Below are 24,783 nucleotides of genomic sequence, written 5' to 3'. Positions count from 1 at the left end.
GGGAGACCCGATGCGGACGCAGCGCCGGTCGGTCATGTCCGGGCGGTCATCCCGCCGCACCGCGCGCCGGGCGGCCGGCGCCGTCCTCCTGGTGGCTGTGCTGCTGGGCGCGGCGTCCTGCACCGGCGGGCCGGACCCGGCCGGTCCGGCCGAGGCGGCCGCGGCCACCGGCGGGACGGCGCCGTCGCCCGCCGCGTCGGGGTCGGCGCCGGTGCCGGAGACCCTGGCCTTCACCGCGACCACCCTGGACGGCACGGCGTTCTCCGGCGCGGCGCTGGCCGGCCGGCCGGTGGTGCTCTGGTTCTGGGCGCCGTGGTGCGCCACCTGCGCCAGCCAGGCCTGGACGGTCGCCGAGGTGGCCCCGAAGTACCGGGACTCGGTGGCCGTCGTCGGCGTGGCCGGGCTCGGCGAGCAGCGCGCCATGCGTGACTTCGTGACCGAGTTCGAGCTGGCCGGGACGCCGCAGCTGGACGACCGGGCCGGCGCGCTGTGGCGCCGCTTCGAGGTCGTCGAGCAGAGCACCTTCGTGATCATCGACCGGCACGGCACGGTCGTGCACCAGGGCTTCCTCGACGGCGAGGACCTGACCCGGCGGGTCGCCGCGCTGGCCGGCTGATGGTCACCCCGCTGCTGCTCGCGCTGACCGCGGGCATGCTCGGCGCGGTCAACCCGTGCGGCTTCGCGCTGCTGCCGGCGTACCTGTCGCTGCTGGTGGCCGGGGCCCCGGACACCCGGGGCGCGGTCGGCCGCGCGCTGACCGCCGCCGCCGCGCTGACCCTGGGGTACGTGCTGGTCTTCGGCGCGTTCGGGCTGGCGCTGGCCCCGCTCGCCGGCTGGCTGCGCCCCCGGCTGCCGTGGCTCACCGTCGGGCTCGGCCTGCTGCTGGTGGCCCTCGGCTGCTGGCTGCTCGCCGGCCGGCGGCTGCCCACCCCCCGCCCGCTGGCCCGGGCGCCCCGACTGACCCGGTCCTGGGCCGCCATGACGCTGTTCGGCATGGCGTCCGCGGTGGCGTCGCTGGGCTGCGCGATCGCGCCGTTCCTGGCCACCGTGGTGACCAGCCTTCAGGCCGGGTCCGCGCTGCGCGGGCTGGCGCTCTTCGGCGCGTACGCCCTCGGGATGGGCCTGGTGGTCGCGGTGGCCGCGCTCGGCGTGGCGCTGCTCCGCGGCCACCTGGTGGCCCGGCTGCGCGCGGCCGGCGCGCTGGTGCCCCGGCTCAGCGGCCTGGTGCTGCTGCTCGCCGGCGGCTACGTCGCCTGGTACGGCTGGTACGAGGTGCGCCTCGCCGCCGGCCGGCGCGACGCCTTCGGCGACCCCGTGGTGGCGGCTGCCGGCCGGGTGCAGCAGGCCCTGGTCGCCGTGCTCGACGCCGCCGGCCCGGCCTGGCTCGCCATGGCGCTGGTGGCGCTGCTGCTGATGCTCCGGCTCGCCGCCCGCACGGCGGCCCGGCACCGGGAAGCCCCGGCTGCCGTGGCGCCGGCCGCTCCGGTCGGCGACTGTCGGCCCGAGGGTGATACCTCACAGTCATCGATATGACTGTGAGGTATCACGCCGGGAGGCAGGGGTGTGCGCCCGGGCAGCCTGCCGGTCAGCGGACCGGGGTGAGGCGGTCGGTGCCCAGTCGGTCGCGCAGCACCTCGGGAACCAGCACCGAGCCGTCAGCCTGCTGGAACTGCTCCAGGATGGCCGGGAAGAGTCGGCTGGTGGCCAGCGCCGAGCCGTTGAGGGTGTGCACGAAGCGGGTCTGCTTGCCGCCCGGCTCCCGGTAGCGGATCGCCGCCCGGCGGGCCTGGTAGTCGCCGGCCCAGGAGACCGACGAGACCTCCTTGTACTTGCCGGTGCTCGGCATCCACACCTCGATGTCGAGGGTCTTCTTCATCGAGGCGCTGGCGTCGCCGGCCGCGAGCAGGCTGGTCTGGTGGTGCAGGCCCAGCCTCTCGACCAGGCTCTCCACGTGGCCGACCATCGCCGTGAGCGCGGCGTCGGCCTGCTCGGGCAGGGTGAACTGGAAGATCTCCACCTTGTTGAACTGGTGGCCGCGCACGGTGCCGCGCTCGTCGGAGTGCGAGCCGGCCGCCTCACGCCGGTAGCACGGGGTGTAGGCGAACGCCTTCAGCGGCAGCTTCGCGGTCTCCAGGATCTCGTCCTGGTAGGCGCCGAGGATCGCCGTCTCCGCGGTGGGTAGCAGGAACTGCCCGCGCGGGGCGGACTGCCGGTCCAGGTGGTAGACGTCGTCGTAGAACTTCGGGAACTGCCCGGCGGCGAAGCCGGCGCTGTCCAGCAGCAGGTGCGGCGGGAGCAGGAAGTCGTAGCCGGCCGTGATGTTCTGCTCGATCAGCCAGTTGAGCAGCGCCCACTCCAGCCGCGCGCCCAGGCCGGTGTACATCCAGAAGCCGGAACCGCCGAGCTTGACCCCGCGCTCGTGGTCGACCAGGCCGAGCGCGCGGCTCAGCTCCACGTGGTCGCGGACCTGCTCGATGGCCGGCGGCTCGCCGAAGGTCCGGACGACCCGGTTGGCCTCCTTGCCGCCCGGCACGACGTCGTCGGCGGGCAGGTTCGGCAGCTCGCTCATCCGGTCGCGCAGCCGGGCCTGCACCTCGTCCAGCTCGGACTCCAGCTCGGCGAGCTGCTTGCGGCCGGCCTCCGGGGCGGCGACCTCCGGCTCGCGGCCGGCCCGCTTCGCCTCCGCGTACGCCCGGGCCTCGGCCTTGCGGCGCTGGCGCTCGCCGTCGATCTCCGTGATCAGGCTGCGGCGCTGCTGGTCCAACCGCTGGATCTCGTCCAGCGCGCGGGTCACCTCGGCCGGGTCCAGCCGCTTGGCCAGCGCGGACGCCACCGCGTCCCGATCCTTCCGGATCAACTCCATGTCGAGCATGCTGCTCCGTACGCCTCCGTCCGGACGTCAGGTGGACCTCCAGATGCTACCGTCGCGGCCCCGCGCTCCCCGGGCGGGACCGGCGAGGGTCAGAGCCGGACCGGCATCAGGATGGAGAACGCGTCGGCGTCGTCCGGCCGGCGGAAGGCCAGCGGGGCGATCGGGCCGTCCAGCTCCAGCAGCAGCTGCCCCTGGCCGCCGGCGTCCAGCGCGTCGAGCAGGTAGCCGCCGTTGACCCCGATCCGGAACGCGTCCGGGTCGTCGGTCAGCTCGTCCGCGCCGAGCAGCCGCAGCCCGCCCCGGTCGTCCAACCCGAGCACCGTCACGGTCAGCTCGGCACCGTCGTGCTCGCGGCGCACCGTCGGGGCGGCCGCGTCGGTCAGCGCGGCCCGCAGGGCGGCCACGTCGACGGTCAGCCGGTGCGCCGGCGCGTCGTCCCGGGACGGCCGCACCAGCCGGCCGTAGTCCGGGAACTCGTACGGCAGGGCACTCGCCGCGACGCTCCGGCCGGCCACGGAGACCGAGACCGTCCCGGCGTCGACGGTCAGCCACGCCTCGGGGGTGACCCCCGCACCGGTGTCCAGCAGCGCGCGCACCTCGTCGACCAGGCCGACCGGGGCGAGCGCCCGCACCGGCGGGCCGTCCACCCGGCCCGGCACCCGGGCGACCGCCAGCCGGTGCCGATCGGTGGCGACCAGCCGGACCCCGTCCGACTCGAGGTCGAGCAGCACGCCGGCCAGCACCGGCAACTCGGGGTCGGCGCCGACGGCGAAGCGGACGGCGTCGACGGCGGCGGCCAGGTCGGCGCGGGACAGGACGAGACGGGTGGGCACGGCCTTCTCCTCGGGATCGATCAGCGTGCGGATCCGGGAGAGCTCGCGGCGGGCGTCGGCGAGCCCGTCCTCCAGCCGGCGCAAATGCGCGTCCAGCAGCCGGCGCACCGCGGCCGGCTCGGAGCGCAGCGCGAGGGCGATCTCGGCCACCGGCATGCCGACCCGGCGCAACCCGGCCACCAGCCGGGCCGGCGCGACCTGGTCGTCGGTGTACCAGCGGTAGCCGGTGACCGGGTCGACCAGCGCCGGGACCAGCACCCCGGCCGAGTCGTAGAACCGCAGGGCGCTCACCGTCAGGCCACTGGCCCGGGCCAGTTCGCCGATGCTGCGCAGGTCGCTCTCCACGGCCGGTGATCCTGTCGTCTCAACCAGGTCGAGGGTCAAGCCGCCGCCGCGCCGGGGGCGTCCAGCACGCGGAAGGTCAGCCCCGCCCGGGTCAGCCGGGCCAGCAGCGCGTCGCCCATGGCCGCCACCGGGGTGAGCTGGCCGGCGGCCGGCGGCAGGTCGTCCAGCGCCAGGCAGAGCGCCGACTCGGCGAGCATCTTGGCGGTCTCGTCGTAGCCCGGGTCGCCGCCGGCCACCTCGGTCAGCACCCGCCGGCCGCCGCCGGTGCCGACGAACCGGACCCGGAACCAGGACTTCGCCCGCTGCCGCGGCGTCGGCCCCTGGCCGGAGGCGAGCCGGCCGAGCAGCCAGCGCCGGGTCGGCGGCAGCTTCACCAGGGCGACCACGGCGCCCAGCCCGGCCGCGCCGGCCAGCACGGTGGGCAGCCGCCGCACCGCGGCGAAGTGCCGGTAGCGGAAGTCCGGGCCGTACTCCGGGCGGGCCGCGGCCGAGCGGCGGACCACCTGCGGGTCGATGGTGGGCAGCGGCACGGTCCAGACCCGCAGCTCCTTCGACCGGGCGAGCCGGCCGGGCACCGCGCGGACCCGGCGGTCGACCGGGCGCGGTTCGACCGCCCGGCGCGCCCGCGCCGCCCGGGACGCCTGGGCGGTACGGGAGAACGCGGTGAGCGCCGAGTGGTAGGTGCCGGCGGAGAACCGGCCGCTGACCCGGACGTAGCCGTCCACGGTGATCGGCCCGTCGGCGGGCAGTTGCTTGACGGTGTACCAGACGCCCAGGTCGTGCGGGACGGAGTCGAAACCGCAGGCGTGCACCAGCCGGGCCCCGGTGCGGACCGCCTCGGCGTGGTGGCGCAGGTACATCGAGTCGACGAACTCCGGCTCGCCGGTGATGTCCAGGTAGTCGGTGCCGGCCCGGGCGCAGGCGGCGACGAGCGGCTCGCCGTGGTGCACGTACGGGCCGACGTTGCTGGCCACCACCCGGGCGTTCTCCGCCACCGCGCGCAGCGACTCCGGATCGGTGACGTCGGCGGTGAGCAGCGGCAGCGCGGTCAGCGCCGGGTCGATGGCGGCGAGCCGGTCGCGGACCGCGGCCAGCCGGTCGGGGTTGCGCCCGGCCAGCGCCCAGCGCAGCCCCGGCGGCGCGTGCCGCGCCAGGTATTCCGCGGTCAACCCCCCGGTGAACCCGGTCGCCCCGAACAACACCACGTCGTACGTCCGCTCCGCCTCCACCCCCCGATCCTCCCACCCACCCCACCCGCTCTCGTTGATCATGAGGTTAGCGTCGCCGTCCGTCCCTTTTGTCGCCGCGAACCTCATGATCAACGGGGCGTGGGTTAGGGGGTGGGGTGGAGGATGGGGCGGAGGCAGCCGTGGGCGCGGGTGCGGAGCAGGGTGTAGGCCTCGGCGGCGCGGTCCAGCGGGAGGTGGTGGGTGCCCAGGTACTCGGTGCGCAGCTCGTCGCGGGCCATCCGGTCCAGCAGCATCGGGATGTAGCGCTGCCCGTGCTGGCGGGCGCCGCGCACGGTCAGCCCCTTGGCCGTCACCGCGCCGAGCGGGAACGTGTCGACGACGCCCGGGTACGCCCCGAGCACGAAGACCGTGCCGCCCTTGCGGCAGGCGTGCACCGCCTCGCGGACCGCCACCGGTCGCGGCGCCGCGCCGGTGAGGCGGTCGCCCAGTGAGCGGGTCCCGTCGGCCGTGCCGACCGCCTCGACGCAGACGTCCGGGCCCCGGCCGCCGCTGCGCTCCCGCAGCTCGGCGGCGACGTCGACGCGCTGGTAGTCGAGCGTCTCGGCGCCGGCGTGCCGCTCGGCCGCCCGCAACCGGTCCGGGTGCCGGTCGACGACGACCACCCGTTCCGCGCCGAGCAGCCGCGCCGCCCGCGCGGCGACCTGGCCGACCGCGCCGGCGCCCCAGACCGCCACCACGTCACCGGGGCGGACCCCGCCGAGCTCGGCGCCCATCCACCCGGCCGGCCCGGCGTCCGAGGCGAACAGGGCCCGGTCGTCGGTGACCGCCTCCGGCACGGCGAACGCCCCGACGTCGGCGTACGGCACCCGGACGTACTCGGCGTGGCTGCCGGCGAACCCGCCCTGGGCCCGGGGCTGGCCGAAGCAGCCCGCCACGGGGTGCCCCCAGGCCGCCTCGCCCGCGGCCGGGTCGGTGCTGCCGTTGTCGCAGCAGGAGTGCAGCTCGCGCCGGCAGTACCAGCAGCTGCCGCAGGAGACCGAGGAGCAGACCACCACCCGGTCGCCGACCCGGTGCCGGCGTACCTCGGGGCCGACCTCGACCACCTCGCCGACGAACTCGTGACCGGGGACCTCCCCGACGGCCGGCCCCCGCCCGGCGAGCAGCGGCAGGTCCGCGCCGCACACGGCGCTGCGCCGGACCCGGACGATCGCGTCGTGCCCGTTGCGCAGCTCCGGGTCGGGCACCTGCCGCACCGCCAGCTCGTCGGCGCCGACCCAGCAGAGCGCCCTCATTCCGGCGCCACCGCCGGACGGTCGACGGCGCCGCGGTCGGACCGCAGCACCTCGCCGGTCTCGGCGAGCTGCTTGACCTGTCGCAGCGCCTGCCGGACCAGCCGCCCCGGATCGTCCCCGACCAGGTGGGCGGCGAGCCCCGGCGGCGGCCCGCCGCCCGGACGCGGCCGGGCGGCGAGTTCGGTGCCCCGGTCGCCGGGGGCGGGACGTACCCGCACCTGCACCGCGCCGCCGAGCCGGCGCAGCGGCTCCGGCCACCGGCCGTCGGGGAGCACCTGGCCGGGTGGGCGGTCCACGGTCACCACCTGCCAGCGGGCGGGCCGCCGGTCGTCCTGGTCGGGCCAGCCGCCGGGACGCGGGGCGGCCAGCGCGCGTACCGCCGCCGCGCCGGCCGCCGCCGCGCCCAGGGCGACGCCGCCGCCGGCCAGCCGTGCGATCGGTCCCACCTGCCCCGCACCCCCTGTCCCGCCGGTCACCGCGGCCACTCCCGCCGCATCCGTGACGGGCGGCCGGTCACGCGCGGCCGGCCGCCCGCGTACGCCCAGGATGGGCCGGGGACGGGTGAAGCCGGCTCCCCCGGAAGGGGTGAACCGGCCCCGGCCGGGTAACCGGCCGCCGCAGGACCGGGGGAGTGGACGCGTCCGTGGGGGTGGGGCCGGATGCCGGAGGACCAGAGCCGAGCCGTGGTCGGATCCGCGGTGCGGGGCTCGGCCGGGACGCCGCTGCTGGCGTCCCGGCTGCGTCCCCCCGCGCTGCCCGACCCGGTGCTGCTGCGTCCCCGCCTGCTGCACGCGCTGGACGAGGGGACCGCCGGGCCGGTGACCCTGGTCTCCGCGCCGGCCGGCTGGGGCAAGACCACGCTGCTCGCCTCGTGGTGCCGGGCGGCCGGTGACGCCGGCCCGGACCGGGCGGAGGGCGGTCCGGTGACCGCGGCGGCCGAGGGGGCCCGGGAGACGCTGCCGCCGGGCGCGCCGCCGGGGGACTTCGGCGCGGCGGGGGACGGCGAGCCGGACGGGGAACCGCCCCGGGCGGCGTGGGTGTCGGTGGAGTCCGGCGACGACGGCGACCGCCTCTGGTCCTACCTGGCGGCGGCGCTGCGCGCGGCCACCGGCCCGGCCGACGAGCCGGAACCCCCGGTGCCCGACCGGCCGCCCCGCCCCGACCAGCTCGAACTGCTGGCCGCGGCGCTCGCCGCCCGGGACCGGCCGGTGCTGCTGGTGGTGGACGACCTGCACCGGATCGCCGACCCGGCCGCGCTGACCGGGCTGGAGTTCCTGCTCCGCCACGCCGGGGAGCGGCTGCGCCTGGTGGTCGGGGCGCGGGCCGGGGTGCCGCTGGCCGTGCACCGGTGGCGCCTGGCCGGGGAGCTGACCGAGCTCGGCCCGGACGAGCTGGCCTTCACCGGCGACGAGGTGGCCGACCTGCTCACCGCGCACGGGGTGGCGCTGCCGGTGGCCGGGGTGCGCCGGCTGCGCGAGCGGACCGGGGGCTGGCCGGCGGCGCTCCGGTTCGCCGCGCTGGCGCTGCGCGGGCAGCCGGACCCGGCGCGCTGGGTGGAGCAGTTCGGCGGCGACCAGCCGGACGTCGCCGGCTACCTGCATGAGGAGGTGCTCGCCGGGCTGGAACCCGAGGCCCGGGAGGTGCTGCGGCGGACCGCCGTGGCGGACGCGGTCTGCGCCGGCCTGGCCGACGCGCTCACCGGCCGGGCCGACACCGAGCCGACGCTGGCCGGCCTGGCCGGCGCGGGCGGGCCGCTGCGCCGCGACGACAGCCGCCCGCCGTGGTACCGCTGCCACCCGCTGCTGGCCGACCTGCTGCACGCCGAACTGGCCCGGCTACCCGCCGACGAGCTGCGGGACCTGCACCGCCGGGCGGCCGGCTGGTACGCCGACAACGGCCGGCCGGCCGACGGGCTCCGGCACGCGCTGGCCGCTCGCGACTGGGACCATGCCACCGAGCTGTTCGTGGATCGCTGGCCGGAGTTGGCCCCCTACGACCGGGAACCCCCGGCCGGGCCGGTGCCGGCCGAACCGCCGGCGGAGGCGGTGGCCCGCGACCCGGAGCTGGCGCTGGCCTGCGCCGCGGAGCGGGCGCACGCCGGGGACGCGGCGGCCGCCGCGGAGCGGCTGCGGCTCGCCGCCCAGCACGCGCCGGCGCTGCCCGCCCCGCGCCGGGACCGGTTCCTGCGCCTGGTCGCCGCACTGGAGCTGGCCCTGGCCCGGCTGGCCGGCGACCACCGGGAGGTACGCGCCGCCGCGGCCCGGCTGCTCGCCACCCGGACCGACACCGGGATGCCCGGCGCGGCACCCCGGGGCGACGCCGCCGAGGACGCCGACGTGCGGGCGGTGGCCGACACCGCCCTCGGCCTGGTGGACCTGGCCGAGGGGGACCTACGGGCGGCCGCGACCGGCTTCGAGCGGGCGCTGACGGCGGCCCGGGAGGCGGGACGGCTGCGCACCGAGTTGGTCTGCGCCAGCCGGTCGGCGCTGCTGCACGCGGTGCGGGGCGAGTTGCGGGCGGCCGAGGAGACCGCCCGGACGGCGCTGGCCCTGCCGCCCTGCCAGGGCTGGTCCTGCCGGCTGGACTGCGGACACGGGTACCTGGCGCTGGCGCTGGTGGCGCTGCACCGCGACCAGCCCGAGGAGGCCGAGGCGAACCTGGGGCTCGCCGCCCCGGCGACCGACGAGCCGACCGTGGCGGCGGTGGCCGCGCTGTGCCGGGCGTACCTGCGGCGGGACGCCGATGACCCGGGCGCCGGGCTGCGCCTGCTGGTCGAGGCCCGGGAGCGGCTGACCGACCTTCCCCGGGCCGCGGAGCTGACGCACTGGCTGCTGGCCGCCGAGGCGGACCTGCGCGGCGACCGGGGTGACCTGGACACCGCCCGCGAACTGCTGGCCGACCGGGTACGCGGGCCGGCGGAGCCGGTGCCGTCGCTGGCCGTGGCGCTGGCCCGGGTCGAGCTGCGCGCCGACGACCCGCGCGCCGCCGGGCACCTGCTGCCGGACTGGCAGGCGCCGCAGGCGTCCGACTGGCCGCTGCCGGTACGCCTCGACGCCGCCGTGCTCGACGCGGTGCTGGCCCGACGGGCCGGGGACGAGCGGCGGGCCGGCCGGCTCCTGGAGGCGGCGCTCGACCTGGCCGGGCCGGACGGCCACCGGCGGGTGTTCACCCGCGCCGAGCCCGGCGTGCGGGACCTGCTCGCCGCCCACCTCGACGCCGGCACCGCGCACTGGCCGACGGTCAGCGACCTGGTCCGGGGCGCCGACGAGCCGGCCGGGCGGGCACCGGCCGAACCGGCCGCGGCGAGCCTGGACGAGCCGCTGACCGAGCGGGAGCTGACCATCCTGCGCTACCTGCAGAGCATCCTGTCCAACGTGGAGATCGCCAGCGAGCTGTCCCTGTCGGTCAACACGGTGAAGACCCACGTCCGCAACATCTACCGCAAGCTCGACGCGACCCGCCGCCGCGAGGCGGTGCGCCGCGCCCGCGAACTCCGCCTGATCTGACCAGGCCACGTCGACCGGGAGCTCCGCGTCGGCCGGAGGGTTGCCGGTGACGCGGAGCTCCCGGTCGGCGGGAGGGGAGTGGCTCAGGGGTTGGCGGCCGCGTCGACGGCCGCGAGCAGGTCGGCGAGGTCGTAGCCGCCGTCGTGGCGGACCTCGTTGACGAAGAGGGTGGGCGTGGCGTTGACACCGCTGCGGATGCCGCTGACGAAGTCCGCCCGCACCCGGTCGCCGTGCGCCTGCCGCTCCACCTCGGCGCGGACCTCGTCGGTCGGCAGGCCGAGCTGCTCGATGCCGAGTGACAGGTGCACCGGGTCGAGCTGGTCCTGGTGCTCGTAGAGCCAGTCGTGCATGGCCCAGAACTGCCCGCGCCGGCCGGCCGCCTCGGTCGCCTCGGCGGCGCTCTCCGCGTACGGGTGCATGTTGGCGATGGGAAAGTGCCGGTAGACCAGCCGGACCGTGTCCGCCCGCTGGCGGAGCAGGTCGGCCAGGTTCCGGTACGCGGCTCCGCAGAACCGGCACTGGAAGTCGGCGTACTCGACGATGGTCACCGGTGCGTCCACCGGTCCACGGACGTGGTCGTGCTCGGTCACCGGGGTGCGCAGCCGGGCGGTGACCTGGAGTGGCGTGGTCATCCGACCCCCCGATCGCCGGCGGACCCGGACGCGCCGCGCCCGGGTCGGATCAGCCCGTTCGGCTCAGTCATGGCTCCCACGCTCGCCGCTGGGCGGGTGAGGGCGGCTCACCCGGGGCGGGTGGTTCCCGCCGGCCGGCGGAGCCCCCGGCGTCGGCCCGCGGGACCCGGGTGGCGCGCCGGCCGGTTCAGCCCAGCACGGGGGCCACCGCGATCCGGTTCTGCACCTCCCGGATGCCCGGCGCCGACCAGACGATCCGCTCCACCTCGGCGCGTTCGGGGATGGAGTGGACCAGCCCGCCGAGCAGCACCGTGTCGCCGTGCACCCGGACGGTGATCCGCTCCGCCTCGGTCGCCCGGTTGCGGGCCAGCGCGTCGACGATCCGCTCGGCCAGCACGTGCCCGTCCGGCCGGACGTCCGGGCGGACGGTGATCCCGTTGCTGACCCCGCGTACGCCGGTGAGCCGGGCGACCGCGCGTTCGGCGGCCCGGCGCTGATACTCCCACTCCACCTCGCCGTGCAGGGTCACCCAGCCGCTGGAGACGGTGACGTCGAGCCTGTCGAGCGGCACGAAGGCGTCCCACTCCAGCGCGTGGCCGGCCGCCGCGGCGAGGTCCGGATCGGCCCGCTCGGCGCCGGTGCCGATCTGCACCATCAGGTCGTTGGCGACCGCGCGGACCCGGGTGACCCGGTGCGCCGCCCGCTCGGCGGCCCACTTCTTGGCGTAGCTGTCCACCCGGCCGGTGAGCGTGACCACGCCCTCGGAGACGGTCACGCCGATCTCGTGCGGCTGTACCCGGGGCTCCCAGGTCAACTCGTCGAGAACGGCGGACTGGATGTCCTGGTCGGTACGGGTGATCGTGGTGATCGCCATCTGTCACTCCTCCCCGGAATGCGGCTGCGTACGTCACGCCGTCCCCGATCCTGCCGCCGCCGGGGATGAGACCCCCTCACCCGGCCCGGGCGACCCGGGAGCGGGCGGTCGGCCCCCGGCGCGGGCAGGGCGCACTGGGAGCGCTTCCATACAAGGGGTGGGATCGGTTAGGGTGAGCGCGTTCCTCGGGTGCGGGAGCCGTCGCGCCGAGCAGCGGAGCAGGGGCAGCTCCGTGTTCCGCACGTCGCTCGTCCCGGGCGCGCCACCGGTGCGCTCCGCGGCCGTCACCTGGAGAGGAACCGCAGATGCGGAGAAGTTTCACCGGCGCGGTGGTGTCCGCGCTGGCCGTCGCCGCGGCCGTGGTGGCGGTGCCGTTCACCGCCGCCGGCTCGGCGCCGGCAGCTGAGGCGTACAGCTGGAAGAACGTCCGGATCGACGGCGGCGGCTTCGTCCCCGGGATCGTCTTCAACCCCACCGAGAAGAACCTGATCTACGCGCGCACCGACATCGGCGGGCTGTACCGCTGGGAGCAGGGCAGCCAGTCGTGGACCCCGCTGCTGGACTGGGTCGGCGCCGACAGGTGGGGCTGGAACGGCGTGGTCAGCGTCGCCACCGACCCGGTGCAGACCAACCGGGTGTACGCGGCGGTGGGCATGTACACCAACGACTGGGACCCGAACAACGGCGCGATCCTGCGCTCGGCCGACAAGGGCGCCACCTGGCAGGTCACCGAGCTGCCGTTCAAGAACGGCGGGAACATGCCCGGCCGCGGCATGGGCGAGCGGCTGGCCGTGGACCCCAACGGGAACAGCATCGTCTACTACGCCGCCGAGGGCGGCAACGGCCTGTGGCGCAGCACCGACTTCGGGGCGACCTGGGCCAGGGTGGCCAACTTCCCCAACGTCGGCAACTACCGGGCCGACCCGAGCGACCCGAACGGCTACAACGGCCAGAACCAGGGCCTGACCTGGGTCAGCTTCGACAAGAGCACGGGTACGGCCGGCACCGCCACGCAGACCGTCTACGTCGGGGTGGCGGACAAGGAGAACCCGGTCTACCGCAGCACCGACGGCGGCGCCACCTGGGAGCGGATCCCCGGCCAGCCGACCGGCTACCTGGCGCACAAGGGCGTCGTCGACCCGGTGGGCGGCTTCCTCTACATCGCCACCAGCGACACCGGCGGCCCGTACGACGGCGGCAAGGGCGACGTCTGGAAGTTCACCCGGGCCACCGGCGCCTGGACCCGGATCAGCCCCGTCCCGTCCACCAGCACCGACGCCTACTTCGGCTACAGCGGCCTCACCATCGACCGGCAACGGCCGAACACCCTGATGGTCGCCACGCAGATCTCCTGGTGGCCGGACGCCATCTTCTGGCGCAGCACCGACGGCGGCGCCACCTGGAGCCGGATCTGGGAGTTCGGCAGCTATCCCGACCGGACCAAGCGCTACACCATGGACGTCAGCGCGGTGCCGTGGCTGACCTTCGGCAGCAACCCCGCCCCGCCGGAGGAGACGCCGAAGCTCGGCTGGATGAACGAGTCGGTCGAGATCGACCCGCACGACAGCAACCGCTTCATGTACGGCACCGGCGCGACCATCTACGGCAGCACCGACCTCACCAGGTGGGACAGCGGCGGCCAGCTCACCATCCGGCCGATGGTCAGGGGCCTGGAGGAGACCGCGGTGCTCGACCTGGTCAGCCCGCCCTCCGGGGCGTCGCTGGTCAGCGCGCTCGGCGACATCGGCGGCTTCCGGCACACCGACCTGGACGCGGTGCCGGCGATGATGTTCACCCAGCCCACCTTCACCAGCACCACCAGCCTGGACTACGCCGAGACGAAGCCGGCCGTGCTGGTGCGGGCCGGCAACTTCACCGACGCGGACCGCCCGAACGACAGCCACGTGGCGTTCTCCACCGACGGCGGGGCGAACTGGTTCCAGGGCACCGAGCCGGCCGGGATCGGCAACGGCGGCACGGTCGCCGCCGCGGCCGACGGCAGCCGCTTCGTGTGGGCCCCGGGCGACGCCGGCCAGCCGGTGCTGCACTCGGTCGGCTTCGGCACCTCCTGGACCCCGTCGACCGGCATCCCGGCCAACGCGACCATCGAGTCCGACCGGGTCAACCCGAACAGGTTCTACGGCTTCAGCGGTGGCCGGCTCTACGTCAGCACCGACGGCGGGGCGAGCTTCACCGCCTCGGCCGCCACCGGCCTGCCCGGTACCGGCACGGTGAAGTTCAAGGCGCTGCCCGGCCGGGAGGGCGAGCTGTGGCTGGCCGGCCAGGGCGGGCTCTGGCGCTCCACCGACGCCGGGGCCGGCTTCACCCGGCTGGGCACCGTGAGCACCGCGGGCAACGTCGGCTTCGGCAAGGCGGCGCCCGGGCGGACGTACCCGGCGGTGTACCTGTTCGGCACGGTCGACGGCCAGCACGGCGTCTTCCGCTCGGACGACACCGGCGCGAGCTGGGTACGGATCAACGACGACCGGCACCAGTACGGCAACGCGGGCGAGGCGCTGACCGGCGACCCCCGGGTCTACGGCCGGGTCTACCTCGGCACCAACGGCCGCGGCATCCTGGTCGCCGACCGGCTCGGCGGCACTCCCACCCCGACCCCGACCGGGCCGACGCCCACCCCGACCGGGCCGACGCCGACGCCCACCGGCCCGACCCCGACCCCGACCGGCCCGCCGCCGGCCGGCGGGTGTTCGGCCGCCTACCGGGTGACCGGCTCCTGGCCGGGCGGCTTCCAGGGCGAGGTGGCGGTCCGCAACCCGGGCACCGCCCCGATCGCCGGCTGGACGGTGGACTGGACGTTCCCGGACGGCCAGCGGATCACCCAGCTCTGGGGCGGTACGCACACCCAGACCGGGCCGACGGTCGCGGTGCGCGACGCCGGCTGGAACGGCGGGCTGGGCGCCGGCGCCAGCACCACCGTCGGCTTCCTCGGCAGCTGGACCGGCGCCAACGGTCCACCGGCGACGGTCACCTGCACCAGCCGCTGAACCGGCGGCGGGCGGCCCGGAGGCGGGCCGCCCGCCCGGGTGCGGCGCGGACTCCGGTCCGCCGGGGCCGCCTGAGGGGTCCGGCGCCCCGGCGGGCCGGGCCATAGGCTCGGTGGCCGGAACCGAGGGAAGGGGACAGGCCCATGAGTTCGATCAGGACGGCCTACCTGAACGCCGCGCGTTCGGCCGTCGCGCTGCTCGCCGAGCCCGCCGTCGCGGCCCGCTGGGACGAGCCGAGCGCGCTGGCCGAGTTCGGTGTCGGCGGGCTGGCGGGCCACCTCGCCGGCCAGCTGTTCCAGGTGACCACGGTGCTCGCCGAGCCGGTGCCCGCGGGCGAGCCGGTCGGGCTGCTCGACCACTACGCGCCGGCGAGGTGGATCGGGACGCCGCTGGACGACGAGATCAACGTCGGCATCCGGCGGGCCGGCGAGAGCGTCGCGGCGGACGGGCCGGCGGCCCTGGTCGACCGGGCCACCGGCACGCTGCGCGACCTGGCCGCAGCGCTGCCGGCGGAGCCGGCGGACCGGGTGGTGCACCTGGCCCGGGGGCCCTGGTCGCTCACCCTGGACGACTACCTCACCACCCGGCTGATGGAGATCGCGGTGCACTCCGACGACCTCGCGGTCAGCGTCGGCGTACCCACCCCGGAGCTGCCCGCCGAGGTGATCGACCCGGTGCTCTCCCTGCTGGCCCGGCTCGCGGTACGCCGGCACGGGCAGCCGGCGGTGCTGCGGGCGCTCAGCCGGGCCGAACGCGCGCCGGCCGACATCACCGCGTTCTGACCCACCGGCCGGCCCCCCTTCCGGTCTGCCGCGGGCGGCACCCCCGGACACGCGGCGGGCCCCGGTCGACCGGGTGGTCGACCGGGGCCCGTGAGACGCCCGTGCCGGCGGGCGGTCAGCCGTCCAGATTGACGGGGGAGTTCGGCCGGTCCACGTCGACGAACTCGACGTCGTCCATGGCCCGGTCCCGGCTGCCGGCCGCCCGGGCGGCGGTGCCGGCGGCCCAGCCGATCGCCGCGCCGGCCAGGGCGGCGGCGATCAGCAGCGACCAGGGCAGCGCCGGCCGGCGGCCGGCGAGCGCGTCGAAGGCGAGGGTCGCCCGACGCCGCGCCTCGTCCGCCGCGGAACCCACCAGTTCGCCGGCGCCGTCGGTCAGGCCGGAGCCGCGGCGGGCCGACCGGGCGGTGTCCCGGACGCTGTCCCCGGCGGAACTGACGGCGGAGACGAGGTGCTGCCAGGCATGGTCCGCGATCCGCTCCGGTTTGCTGCGGCGGTCCAGCAGGTTGGTTCCGAACATCGTGGTTACCTCCTCGGGGTGCCGAAGTCGGCCGGCCACTTCGGACTCCGGCGTCTGTCCGGCGCGTTACGGTTCGCCTTCATCCGCCAGTGCCCCGCCCGTGGCCGGTGCAAACCCGCGCCGACGACGGGTGCCGGATCCCGATCCGGGCGCCGTCAGCGCAGCACGACCACGGCCGCCGCGCCGCGGGCGAAGTCCTCGTCGTCGTCCTCGTCGTCATCGCCGCCACCACCGAACCCGCAGGCCAGTACGAGGGCCAGCAGCGCGCCGACCCCGGCCAACGCGGCAAGTCTCCTGAGCATCGATCGTCCTCTCCGTCGCAGTGGCCAACCTCCCCGCCGACTCTAGGTGCGGTGGGCAAGGCCCGGGGCGCAAGCGGGGGCGGTCCGGCGGGTCGGGATCCCCGCGACGGCGCGGGTGGCACGCCCGGGACTATTGCGTTCGGCCGGAGTGGCGCCGGCCCGTTACCCTGGGACGGCGACGCGTGGTCGTGCGCTGATCGTTGGGGAAATAGAATACGAAAAGTCCGGATAAGGGCGATTTGCTGTGTCCGGATCCGCGAATTGCTCATCCCGAGGGGTGGCGACCGAGGCCGTGAGAGGAATACTCTCGGTCGCGGCCCGCGTACTGATGAGGCGCCCGTCGGACGGGCGAGTGGAGGTGCTCGCGTGAGCCTGTCGATCGTGAAGTCGGTTCTGCCCGGTGGTGTCATCGAGATCGCCCCGCGGGGCGAGATCGACGTCGACACCGCGTACGAGGTGCGTGAGGCGATCGCCGAGGTGCTGGCCAAGGGGCACCCGACCCGCATCGAGCTCAACATGCGCCTGGTCACCTTCATCGACTCGGTCGGCATCAGCGCGATGGTCGCCGGCTTCCAGACCGCCGAGGTCAGTGGCGTCAAGCTGGTCGTCACCGAGCCCAGCCGGTTCGTGCACCGCCAGCTCTGGGTCACCGGCCTGCTCGGCCTCTTCGGCGCTCCGGAGCCCTACTACGCGGGCGCTCCCGCCCCGGAGGTCCTCCCCGGCGCCTGATCGCCGAGCGCCGGCACCCGGCCCGACCGCTGGCCGCCGGCACCGCGACTGAGCGTCGGCCGCCGGCACCCCGACTGAGCGTCGGCCGCCGGCACCCGGCCGGCCCCCGCGAGGGCATCGGACGACGACGTCAGGTGGTCGACGCGGCGTCGTCGAGGCCGGCGAGGTCCACGTCGGTCACCTCGGTGACCGCGCGGATCGCCGTCACCGAGGCGTACCCGTCGGCGAGCAGCGCCAGGTCGGTGCCGGGCTGCACCGCCTGCCCCGGCTCCTCCAGCGACGTCCGCACGTACCCGTGCCCGGACTCGGCCACCGTCATCTGCACCTGGCCGAAGCTGGCCAGCGACCCGCGGCGCACCCCGCGCAGCCGGTCGTGCGGCAGGTCCGGTGCGTTCACGTTGAGCACGCTCTCCACCGGCCCGGCGGTCAGCCGGGGGAGCAGGTCGAGGGCGACCCGGGCCGCGGTCGCCCAGTGCCGCTCGGCGTCGCGTACCCGGGCGGCGGCGGCCACCGCGGCGCCCCCGCTGGCGGCGGTCGCCTCCCCGGCGGAGAGCACGTCGAGCGAGACGGCCATCGCCCGGCAGCCGTTCGCGGCGGCGGTGAACGCGGCGCCGACGGTGCCCGAGTGCAGCACGGCGCGGCCGGCGTTGGCGCCCCGGTTGATGCCGGAGAGCACCACCGACGGCGGCGCCCCGAACGCGCCGTGCACGGCGATCAGCGCGATGAACCCGGGCGAGCCGCCGACCCCGAAGGCCGGCACCCCGGGCAACTCCGGCAACGGATGGTCGCGGACCACGACGTGTCCCTCGCGTTCCACCGCGGTCATCGCGGCGCTGGTGCCGCTCGCCTCCTCCAGCGGGGCGGCGACCACCACGTCCAGCCCCCGGTCCACCGCCGCCCGGGCCAGCGCCTGGATGCCGGGCGCGGCGATCCCGTCGTCGTTGGTCACCAGCACCCGCAGCGTCATCGCTCGGTCGCCCGCTCGGCCAGTTCGTCCGGGGTGGTCCGCTCCTGCGGCCGGCTGCCCGCCGGCACCAGCCGCACCCGGTCGACCAGGCCGGTGATCGAGTCCAGCCGGCCGGTGCCCAGGCCGTGCCGGGTGACGTTCAGCGCGCCGGCCGCCGCCCCGGTACGGATCGCGGTCCGCACGTCGCCGCCCCGGGCCACCACGGCGGCCACCCCGGCGGTCATCGAGTCGCCGGCGCCGCGCGGGTCGGCCGCCTGCAGCCGGGGCATCTCCACCTCGAACACCTCGCCGTCGACCAGGGCGAGGGCGGGCTGGTCGGCCCGGCTCACCACGACGTTCTCGGCGCCGCCGGCGTGCAGGTCGTACATCGCCCGGGTGAGCTGCTCCTCCTCGTCACCGGCGGCCCGGCCGTCGGCGATCAGTTCCTCGTGGCTGACCTTCAGGAAGAACACGCCGCTGTCCAGCACCGCGGCGAGGTGCTCGCCGGCCAGGTCGACCACCACCCGGCCGCCGTTGGCGCCGAGGTCGGCGGCGAAGCGCCGGTAGAGCTCGGCCGGCACCAGCGACGGCTCGTTCGGACCGCTCAGCACGCTCACCGGCGCGCGCAGCCCCTCGCCGAGCGCCAGGTTGTAGAGCTCGTCCAGCTCGTGACGGCTCAGCGGCTGCCCGGGCACGTCCACGATCTCCCGGCGGGCGCCGTCGCGGCGGTCGTGCACGTACCCGCCGCTGCCCGAGTCGCGGACCACCACCTTGAGGTCGACCCCCTCGCCGACCAGCAGCGGCTCCAGCACCTCGCCGATCTCACCGCCCAGCGCGGTGCAGAGCACCACGTCCACGCCGAGCGACATCACCATCCGGGCCTGCCAGACCCCCTGCCCGCCCGGGTGCAGGTGCAGCTCCGGCTGGTCGCTCGGCTGGTCGACGGTCACCGTCAGCCGGGGCGTGGGGGCGAAGACCATCACGTGGCCGCTCATCGGTGGCATCCCGGCATCATTCCGTCCTCCCTGGCCCGGCACGGCGGGTGATCCCGCACCAGCTGACCGTAGCCGCGACGCCGGCCGTCGTCCGCCGGTCCGGCCGGTGCCGGTCGGGGCGTTGCCAGGCGGACCCGGCGTGGGCGACGATCGTCCGACCAGTGACGGTGGGGAGACGGCGTGCTCAGGCAGGATTCCTTCAGCTACACCGTCCAGGCCCGCTGCCCGGTGGCGGAGGCGGCGGCGTTGCTCGCCGACCCGACCCGGCAGGCGGAGCTGCACCCGCTGATCGTCCGGGTCCGCCGGCTGCGGACCCGGCCCGGGGCCCGGGCCAGCTACGCGATCACCGATCGGCTGGCCGCCGGGCCGCTGCGATTCCCGGTCACCTACCGGGCGGACGTGCTGGTCGCCACCGCCGACGAGATCGTCACGATGGCGCGGCAGTGGCCGGCCACGACCGTGCGCAACCGCACCCGGTTGCGGGCCGAGCCGGACGGGGTCCGGATCGACGTGGAGATCACCCTGACCGCGCCGGCGCCGCTGTTCCGGTACGCCTTCGGCCAGGCCCGCTCCGCCCACCTCGGGCTGGCCGCCCGGTTGGGCGCGGTGCTCGACCGCGGCCCGGCCGACCCGCCGCCGGTCGGCTGAGCGGTGCAGCCGGGCCGCAACCGGGATCAGCGGGCCGCCGCCGCGGTCGGGCGGCGCGCGGCCGTGCGGGTGGCCCGCCGCAGCCGGCCCCACGGCTTGTACGTGGAGAGCACGGTCGCGACGATCAGCAGGCTGGTCGACACGGACGGGGCGACCACCAGGTCGATCCGTTCCCGCACCGGGAACGCCGCGCCGGCCTCCCCGGCGTGCCGCAGCGCCGGGGTGAGCACGAACAGCACCAGCCCGGTCATCACGGTGGTGAGCAGGAACTTGACCAGCACCCAGCGGTGCCGCAGCAGGCCCCACGGGGTGAGCAGGGCGCTGGCCACGCCGACCAGCCAGACGGCCACGCTCAGCGGGGCGAAGAGCACGGTGCCGACCAGCGCGGAGATCGGGTAGACGGCGGCCGGGTCGGCGCCGCGCAGCACGGCGACGCCGAGCGTCAGCAGGACCAGGTCGACGCCGAGCCAGCCGAGCGAGGTGACCAGGTGCAGGGTGAGCAGGGCCTTGCGGGCGGGAGGCGGAAGACGGCTCATACCCGACGATGCTGCCGCCGCGCCGGGCTCGGGTCGTCGGGCCGGCGACGACACCCGCGATACGTCCGGGGGCGTAGCCCGGGGCGTGCCGGCACCGCGTCCGGCGTACCCGGTGACCCGCCGTCGGGGCGGGTCACCGGTGCCGGGCGTCAGTACACCGACAGGTGCACGTGGTTGGTGTGGTCGCTGGACGGGTCGCCGCCCGCCCCGCTGTAGGACTTCCACCCGCTGCTGGGCAGCCAGATCTGCCGGTACCAGATCACGTAGAGCACGGCGAGCCGGTCGGAGTTCCGGATGAAGAACGCGGCCAGGTTGTTGCCGTACGTCTTGTCCCCGCCGGTGGCATCCCCGCCGAAGCCGCTCTTCTGCGCCGCGAAGTCGCAGGCCCGGCCCTTCGGGTGCTCGCCCGAGCCGCCGGAGCGGTAGCAGGAGACGTACCGGGTGAAGCCGGCTGCCTTGGCCTGGTTGAGCGCGTGCAGGGTGCGCGGGGTGATGCAGCCGTTGGCCGGGGTCGGGTCGTTGACGCTGCACGACTCGGCCGGCCAGGAGCCGTCGGAGTTGCGCGGGGCCGGCTTGGCCGTCGCGGTGGAGGTGCCCCGGTTGGAGGTGTCCCCGCCGGAGGCCTTCGCGTTGGCCACGGTCAGCGCCCGCTCGGCCTGCTCCTTGCGCTTGGCCATCAGGGTGACCTGCTTGCGCTGCTCGCGGATCTCGCCGTCCAGGGCGAGCTTGGTCCGGTTGGCCTCGTCACGGGTCTCCTGGAGGTCGCGCAGCACCCGGTCCTCGTTGGCCGCGACCGCGTCGAGCGCGGCGGCGCGGTCCATGAAGCCGTCCGGGGAGTTGCTGTTGAGCAGCGCGGACGCCACGCCGAGCCGCCCGGTGCGGTACGCCACACCGGCGATCTCGCCGACCTTGCTGCTGCGTTCGGTCAGCTCGCGCTCGGTGGCCTGGAGCTGGACGCCGAGTTGCTGTTGCCGCTTGACCGACTTGTCCAGCGCGGCCTTGGCGTCCAGGTAGCCCTTGCTGGCCGCCGCCAGCTGGGCGCGCAGGGCGGGGGTGCCGCCCTCCTCGTCCTGGCCGGGTGCGGCGGCGAGCAGGCCGGTGGCCGCCGGGGCGGCGCCGGCCGGTGCGGCGGGCGCGATGGCGCCGCCGAGCGCGAGGGTGATGACGATCAGTGCCGCCACCCGGGCGGCGGTGCGTCGTACAGGTGCCACTACTGGCATACACGTGTCCTTCCGTCAGCCGCCGACCGGGTTAGCTGACGGGTTCGGGACGGAAGATCCCTACCGCTGACGCGGATGCACCCCAGGAACATGGTTCCCCGGCTCGCCCCTGCGGGCGATTAGGCGGCGGCCACCGCCGGCACCGGTGCGTGCCGCCGGGCGGAGGCCGGAGCCGAGCCTACCGGTGCCCGTGTGACCAGTGCAGCGGAAGTGACTGACGGTGCGCACGTGGTCACCGAAAAATCGGGCATAGGGGAACAATACCCACGCAGATTTAAGGTTGTGCTCATTACCACTCAACCGACCCGCAGATCCCAGGGGACGCACCCGGCTCGATCTGCAACGTCGCGTGCTCGATCCGGAAGTCCTGCTGCAGCGCCGCGCGGGCGTCCGCGAGCACCCTGCCGACCTCCGCGCCGGGCGCCATGGTCAGGTGCGCCGAGGCCACCTCCATGCCGGAGGTCAGCGTCCAGACGTGCAGGTCGTGGACGCCGGCCACGCCGGGCACCGCGGCCAGCCGGTCGTGCACCGCGGTGACCTGGAGGTGCTCGGGCGCGGCCTGCACCAGGATGCGCAGCGCGGCCCGCCCCAGCCGCCAGGTGCGGGGCAGGATGAACAGGCCGATGGCGACGGCCACCAGCGGGTCGGCCCACCACCAGTCGGTCAGCGCGATCAGCAGCGCCGCCCCGATCACGCCGAGCGAGCCGAGCAGGTCGCCGAGCACCTCCAGGTACGCCCCCTGCAGGTTGATGCTCTCCCGGGCGCCGGAGCGGAGCAGCGCGAAGGCGGCCACGTTGGCGAGCAGGCCGAGGACGGCCACCGCCAGCATCGGGCCGGCCAGCACCTCCGGCGGGTGGCCGAACCGGCGGATCGCCTCTACCACCACGTAGACGGCGACGCCGGAGAGCAGCACGGCGTTGGCCAGCGCGGCCAGCACCTCGAGCCGGTAGAGCCCGAAGGTGCGCTGCGGGTCGCCGGCCGTGCGTCGGGAGGCGGTGATTGCGGCGAGGGCCATGCCGATGCCGAGCACGTCGGTGAACATGTGCCCGGCGTCGGAGAGCAGCGCCAGCGAGCCGGTGCGGAAGGCGGCCACCGCCTCCACCACCATCAGCGCGGTGAGCAGGCCGAACGCGGCCCAGAGCCGGCCCCGGTGGTGGTGGGCGGCGTGCACCGCCGACCCGTGCTGGTGGTCATGACCTGCCCCCACGCGAACACCCTCCGCCGCCCGTCCGGACCCGGTCAAATATATGCTCACATAGCTATGTATGCAACTGTTGGGCGGGCCGGCACGCCCCGCGGGCGGGCCGCCCCGGCCCTCAGCCGGTCGGGTCGATGGTGGTCAGCCGCTGGGTCGCCCGGGAGAGCGCCACGTAGAGCGTGCGTACCCCGGACCCCGGATCGGCCCGGACCTCGCTCGGCGCGACCAGCACCACCCCGTCGTACTCCATGCCCTTGGCCTCCAGGCTGGTCACCACCTGGAGCCGGGGAGCGCCCAGGCCACCCAGCCAGCCGGCGACCTCGGCCCGGCGCGGCACCGGCGTGATCACGCCGACGGTCCCCTCCACCTCGGCGAGCAGCGCGGAGGCCGCCTCCAGGACGGCGGTCTCCAGCTCCGCCGGCGGCACCACCAGCTCGACCGGGTCGACGCCGGTGGACCGGACCGCGGTGGGCAGCGGCAGGTCCGGGTAGAGCCGGCGGATCTCGGCCGCCGCCACCGCGAAGATCTCCGCCGAGTTGCGGTAGTTGGTGGTGAGCGTGAACTGGTGCCGCTTGCGCCGGCCGAGCGCCTGGTCCCGGGCCCGGGTCAGCTCCTCCGGGTCGCCGGTCCACGCGGTCTGCGCCGGGTCGCCGACCACCGTCCAGGACGCCAGCCGGCCGCGCCGGCCGATCATGCGCCACTGCATCGGCGAGACGTCCTGCGACTCGTCGACCACCACGTGGGCGTACTCCCGGTAGTCCTCCGGGCGCTGCCGGGTCGCCTCGCGGGCGGCCCGCTGCCGGTCGGCGAAGGTGCTCAGCTCGCGGACCCCGCCGGCCAGCTGGAACGGGTCCCGCTTGGCCCGGGCCGGGCGAACCGGCTTGCCGAGCAGCGCGTCCAGCTCGTCCAGGAGCGCGACGTCGGCGACGGTCAACCCCTCGGTCTCCAGCGTCCGGTACGCGGCCGTCAGCAGCCGGATCTCGCGGCCGGAGAGGATGCCACCGGCGTACCGGCGCAGCCGTTCCTCCTCGGCCAGCCAGCCGAGCACGTGCCGCGGGTGCAGCCGGGGCCACCAGGCCTTGAGGAACTCCCGGAACTCGGGGCGGTCGGCCAGCTCGTCCTCGAAGGCGCGCTGTTCGGGCAGCCGGCCGATGTGCAGCCGCCGGGCCTGCGCCCAGAGCGCGGCGAAGATGCCGTCGAAACCGGCCCGGCGCACCTCGTTGCGGCGGGCGCCCCGGGGCAGCGCGCGGTCCCGGATCGCGTCCAGCTCGGCGCGCTCCAGCCGGAGCAGTTCGCCCCGGTAGAGCAGCCGCAGCTCGCCCGGGCCGTCCGGCACCGCGTCCCGGACCGCCCGCTCCAGCACCCGGCGCATCCGCAGCGAGCCCTTCACCGCCGCCACCTCCGGCGGGTCGGTGCGGGTGGTGGCCATCCCGGGGAAGAGACTGCCCAGCGAGCGCAGGGTGGCGGTGTCCTCGCCGAGCGACGGCAGCACCGAGGCGATGTACTCCACGAAGACCGTGGACGGGCCGACCACCAGGATCCCGCCGCCGGCGTACCGGCTGCGGTCGGAGTAGAGCAGGTACGCGGCGCGGTGCAGGGCGACCGCCGTCTTGCCGGTGCCGGGACCGCCGGAGACCACGGTCACCCCGGAGCCGGGGGAGCGGATCGCCTCGTCCTGCTCCCGCTGGATGGTGGCCACGATGTCGCGCATCCCCCGGCCGGTGGCCTTGGAGAGCGTGGCGAGCAGCGCGCCGTCACCGACCACCGCCAGGTCGGCCGGCGCGGCGCCCGGATCGAGCAGGTCGTCCTCGATCCGGGTCACCCGCTCGCCGGACGACTGGATCATGCGGCGCCGCACCACGTTCAGCGGCTGCGCCGGGGTGGCCTGGTAGAACGCGGCGGCGGCCGGCGCCCGCCAGTCGACCACCAGCGTGGCGGCGTTCTCGTCCCGGATGCCGAGCCGCCCGACGTGCAGCACCTGCCGGTCGCGCAGGTCGAGCCGGCCGAAGACCAGTCCCTCGTGCTCGGCGTCCAGGACGTGCCGGCGCTGCGCGGCGTGGAAGACCATCGCGTCCCGTTCGACCAGCGCGCCGAAGTTGCCCACCCGGGCGAGCCGGTACCCCTCCTGTTCGGCGCGGACCGCGGACCGGCGCAGCTCGGCCAGTCGGGCGTACACCCGGTCGAGATGCCGCTGTTCGACGGCGATCTCCTGTTCCAGGGTGGTCTGGTCGGTCAACGCTCGAACTCCTCCGACGGCGGTGGGGCGGCCGCGACGGGCGCGGGGCCGCGCGCCGGGGCTGACCGGGTGAGGGTACGGCAGCGCCGCGACCGGCGGCGGAGGCCGGCGCGATCCGTGACCCC

The 24,783-nt window shown here is 76.0% G+C and carries 21 protein-coding genes, 1 pseudogene and 1 riboswitch; of the genes and pseudogenes, 7 read left to right on the top strand and 15 right to left on the bottom strand.

What is annotated here, in order from left to right:
* Positions 1 to 10 precede the first annotated feature (10 nt).
* Together AC1WTP_RS20875 and AC1WTP_RS20870 are read left to right on the top strand one after the other, a co-directional pair.
* Positions 11 to 616 carry a redoxin domain-containing protein gene (locus tag AC1WTP_RS20875; protein WP_481650941.1) on the top strand — a complete coding sequence of 202 codons (606 nt, stop codon included), beginning with the start codon at positions 11 to 13 and terminating at the stop codon, positions 614 to 616.
* Positions 616 to 1,533 (top strand): cytochrome c biogenesis CcdA family protein, encoded by a 918-nt coding sequence (locus AC1WTP_RS20870; RefSeq protein ID WP_481650940.1) that lies wholly within the window; start codon positions 616 to 618, stop codon positions 1,531 to 1,533. Before AC1WTP_RS20875 ends, AC1WTP_RS20870 begins: the two co-directional genes overlap by 1 nt.
* Positions 1,534 to 1,585: 52 nt before the next feature.
* On the opposite strand, the gene serS is transcribed toward AC1WTP_RS20870, so the two are convergent.
* The 5 genes from serS to AC1WTP_RS20845 all read right to left on the bottom strand — a co-directional run bounded on the left by serS (position 1,586) and on the right by AC1WTP_RS20845 (position 6,969).
* On the bottom strand, positions 1,586 to 2,872 hold the full coding sequence (serS, locus tag AC1WTP_RS20865) for a serine--tRNA ligase (protein ID WP_481650939.1): 1,287 nt from the start codon (positions 2,870 to 2,872) through the stop codon (positions 1,586 to 1,588).
* An 89-nt stretch (positions 2,873 to 2,961) separates the two neighbouring features.
* Positions 2,962 to 4,038, bottom strand: a complete 1,077-nt coding sequence (locus tag AC1WTP_RS20860) for a DNA polymerase III subunit beta family protein (protein WP_481651004.1) — start codon at positions 4,036 to 4,038, stop codon at positions 2,962 to 2,964.
* Between the two features lie 47 nt (positions 4,039 to 4,085).
* Entirely contained in the window at positions 4,086 to 5,279 is a 1,194-nt protein-coding gene (locus AC1WTP_RS20855) for a saccharopine dehydrogenase family protein (protein ID WP_481651003.1), read from the bottom strand.
* A gap of 104 nt (positions 5,280 to 5,383) precedes the next feature.
* Entirely contained in the window at positions 5,384 to 6,532 is a 1,149-nt protein-coding gene (locus AC1WTP_RS20850) for an alcohol dehydrogenase catalytic domain-containing protein (protein WP_481650938.1), read from the bottom strand.
* Positions 6,529 to 6,969, bottom strand: a complete 441-nt coding sequence (locus AC1WTP_RS20845; protein ID WP_481651002.1) for a hypothetical protein — start codon at positions 6,967 to 6,969, stop codon at positions 6,529 to 6,531. Before AC1WTP_RS20845 ends, AC1WTP_RS20850 begins: the two co-directional genes overlap by 4 nt.
* A 148-nt stretch (positions 6,970 to 7,117) precedes the next feature.
* Between AC1WTP_RS20845 and AC1WTP_RS20840 the strand changes: the two are divergent.
* A pseudogene (locus AC1WTP_RS20840) lies at positions 7,118 to 10,038 on the top strand (winged helix-turn-helix domain-containing protein).
* Between the two features lie 83 nt (positions 10,039 to 10,121).
* On the opposite strand, the gene AC1WTP_RS20835 reads toward AC1WTP_RS20840, so the two are convergent.
* Positions 10,122 to 10,670 carry a DsbA family protein gene (locus AC1WTP_RS20835; RefSeq protein WP_481650937.1) on the bottom strand — a complete coding sequence of 183 codons (549 nt, stop codon included), beginning with the start codon at positions 10,668 to 10,670 and terminating at the stop codon, positions 10,122 to 10,124.
* 187 nt (positions 10,671 to 10,857) lie between these two features.
* On the bottom strand, positions 10,858 to 11,544 hold the full coding sequence (locus AC1WTP_RS20830) for a BON domain-containing protein (protein WP_481650936.1): 687 nt from the start codon (positions 11,542 to 11,544) through the stop codon (positions 10,858 to 10,860).
* 305 nt (positions 11,545 to 11,849) lie between these two features.
* On the opposite strand from AC1WTP_RS20830, the gene AC1WTP_RS20825 reads away from it, so the two are divergent.
* On the top strand, positions 11,850 to 14,549 hold the full coding sequence (locus AC1WTP_RS20825) for a cellulose binding domain-containing protein (protein ID WP_481650935.1): 2,700 nt from the start codon (positions 11,850 to 11,852) through the stop codon (positions 14,547 to 14,549).
* Between the two features lie 143 nt (positions 14,550 to 14,692).
* Complete coding sequence (locus tag AC1WTP_RS20820; protein ID WP_481650934.1) at positions 14,693 to 15,331, top strand: maleylpyruvate isomerase N-terminal domain-containing protein; 639 nt, start codon at positions 14,693 to 14,695, stop codon at positions 15,329 to 15,331.
* A gap of 115 nt (positions 15,332 to 15,446) precedes the next feature.
* On the opposite strand, the gene AC1WTP_RS20815 is transcribed toward AC1WTP_RS20820, so the two are convergent.
* Together AC1WTP_RS20815 and AC1WTP_RS20810 are read right to left on the bottom strand one after the other, a co-directional pair.
* Positions 15,447 to 15,848 carry a hypothetical protein gene (locus tag AC1WTP_RS20815; protein ID WP_481650933.1) on the bottom strand — a complete coding sequence of 134 codons (402 nt, stop codon included), beginning with the start codon at positions 15,846 to 15,848 and terminating at the stop codon, positions 15,447 to 15,449.
* A 155-nt stretch (positions 15,849 to 16,003) separates the two neighbouring features.
* A complete protein-coding gene (locus tag AC1WTP_RS20810; RefSeq protein ID WP_481650932.1) occupies positions 16,004 to 16,150 on the bottom strand; it encodes a hypothetical protein in 147 nt (48 codons plus the stop codon).
* 366 nt (positions 16,151 to 16,516) lie between these two features.
* On the opposite strand from AC1WTP_RS20810, the gene AC1WTP_RS20805 reads away from it, so the two are divergent.
* Positions 16,517 to 16,879, top strand: coding sequence for an STAS domain-containing protein (locus AC1WTP_RS20805; protein ID WP_447136833.1), 363 nt, complete (start codon positions 16,517 to 16,519; stop codon positions 16,877 to 16,879).
* A gap of 130 nt (positions 16,880 to 17,009) precedes the next feature.
* On the opposite strand, the gene surE is transcribed toward AC1WTP_RS20805, so the two are convergent.
* Both surE and AC1WTP_RS20795 read right to left on the bottom strand, forming a co-directional pair.
* On the bottom strand, positions 17,010 to 17,846 hold the full coding sequence (gene surE, locus AC1WTP_RS20800; protein ID WP_481650931.1) for a 5'/3'-nucleotidase SurE: 837 nt from the start codon (positions 17,844 to 17,846) through the stop codon (positions 17,010 to 17,012).
* The gene (locus AC1WTP_RS20795; protein WP_481650930.1) at positions 17,843 to 18,820 is read right to left on the bottom strand and encodes a 1-phosphofructokinase family hexose kinase; all 978 of its coding nucleotides are present in this window, start codon (positions 18,818 to 18,820) and stop codon (positions 17,843 to 17,845) included. Before AC1WTP_RS20795 ends, surE begins: the two co-directional genes overlap by 4 nt.
* A 180-nt stretch (positions 18,821 to 19,000) precedes the next feature.
* Between AC1WTP_RS20795 and AC1WTP_RS20790 the strand changes: the two genes are divergently transcribed.
* Entirely contained in the window at positions 19,001 to 19,468 is a 468-nt protein-coding gene (locus AC1WTP_RS20790) for an SRPBCC family protein (RefSeq protein WP_481650929.1), read from the top strand.
* Between the two features lie 26 nt (positions 19,469 to 19,494).
* Here the strand turns inward: AC1WTP_RS20790 and AC1WTP_RS20785 are convergent, their stop codons facing one another.
* The 4 genes from AC1WTP_RS20785 to AC1WTP_RS20770 form a co-directional block, all read right to left on the bottom strand.
* Positions 19,495 to 20,004 carry a hypothetical protein gene (locus AC1WTP_RS20785; RefSeq protein ID WP_481650928.1) on the bottom strand — a complete coding sequence of 170 codons (510 nt, stop codon included), beginning with the start codon at positions 20,002 to 20,004 and terminating at the stop codon, positions 19,495 to 19,497.
* Positions 20,005 to 20,153: 149 nt separating this feature from the next.
* Positions 20,154 to 21,215 (bottom strand): coiled-coil domain-containing protein, encoded by a 1,062-nt coding sequence (locus AC1WTP_RS20780; RefSeq protein WP_481651001.1) that lies wholly within the window; start codon positions 21,213 to 21,215, stop codon positions 20,154 to 20,156.
* A gap of 13 nt (positions 21,216 to 21,228) precedes the next feature.
* Positions 21,229 to 21,360: riboswitch (cyclic di-AMP (ydaO/yuaA leader) on the bottom strand.
* 153 nt (positions 21,361 to 21,513) lie between these two features.
* Complete coding sequence (locus AC1WTP_RS20775; protein ID WP_481650927.1) at positions 21,514 to 22,431, bottom strand: cation diffusion facilitator family transporter; 918 nt, start codon at positions 22,429 to 22,431, stop codon at positions 21,514 to 21,516.
* Positions 22,432 to 22,540: 109 nt separating this feature from the next.
* A complete protein-coding gene (locus AC1WTP_RS20770) occupies positions 22,541 to 24,658 on the bottom strand; it encodes a HelD family protein (protein WP_481650926.1) in 2,118 nt (705 codons plus the stop codon).
* Positions 24,659 to 24,783 lie beyond the last annotated feature (125 nt).

This window comes from Micromonospora sp. R311 (assembly GCF_056780015.1).
This window is presented reverse-complemented; position numbering and strand designations above follow the sequence as displayed.

Coding starts and splice junctions, on each gene's coding strand:
- AC1WTP_RS20835 (WP_481650937.1), bottom strand. CDS start 10,670: ATGACCACGCCACTCCAGGTCACCGCCCGGCTGCGCACCCCGGTGACC.
- AC1WTP_RS20785 (WP_481650928.1), bottom strand. CDS start 20,004: ATGAGCCGTCTTCCGCCTCCCGCCCGCAAGGCCCTGCTCACCCTGCAC.
- AC1WTP_RS20850 (WP_481650938.1), bottom strand. CDS start 6,532: ATGAGGGCGCTCTGCTGGGTCGGCGCCGACGAGCTGGCGGTGCGGCAG.
- AC1WTP_RS20795 (WP_481650930.1), bottom strand. CDS start 18,820: ATGAGCGGCCACGTGATGGTCTTCGCCCCCACGCCCCGGCTGACGGTG.
- AC1WTP_RS20815 (WP_481650933.1), bottom strand. CDS start 15,848: ATGTTCGGAACCAACCTGCTGGACCGCCGCAGCAAACCGGAGCGGATC.
- AC1WTP_RS20870 (WP_481650940.1), top strand. CDS start 616: ATGGTCACCCCGCTGCTGCTCGCGCTGACCGCGGGCATGCTCGGCGCG.
- AC1WTP_RS20810 (WP_481650932.1), bottom strand. CDS start 16,150: ATGCTCAGGAGACTTGCCGCGTTGGCCGGGGTCGGCGCGCTGCTGGCC.
- AC1WTP_RS20825 (WP_481650935.1), top strand. CDS start 11,850: ATGCGGAGAAGTTTCACCGGCGCGGTGGTGTCCGCGCTGGCCGTCGCC.
- AC1WTP_RS20875 (WP_481650941.1), top strand. CDS start 11: ATGCGGACGCAGCGCCGGTCGGTCATGTCCGGGCGGTCATCCCGCCGC.
- AC1WTP_RS20830 (WP_481650936.1), bottom strand. CDS start 11,544: ATGGCGATCACCACGATCACCCGTACCGACCAGGACATCCAGTCCGCC.
- surE (WP_481650931.1), bottom strand. CDS start 17,846: ATGACGCTGCGGGTGCTGGTGACCAACGACGACGGGATCGCCGCGCCC.
- AC1WTP_RS20820 (WP_481650934.1), top strand. CDS start 14,693: ATGAGTTCGATCAGGACGGCCTACCTGAACGCCGCGCGTTCGGCCGTC.
- serS (WP_481650939.1), bottom strand. CDS start 2,872: ATGCTCGACATGGAGTTGATCCGGAAGGATCGGGACGCGGTGGCGTCC.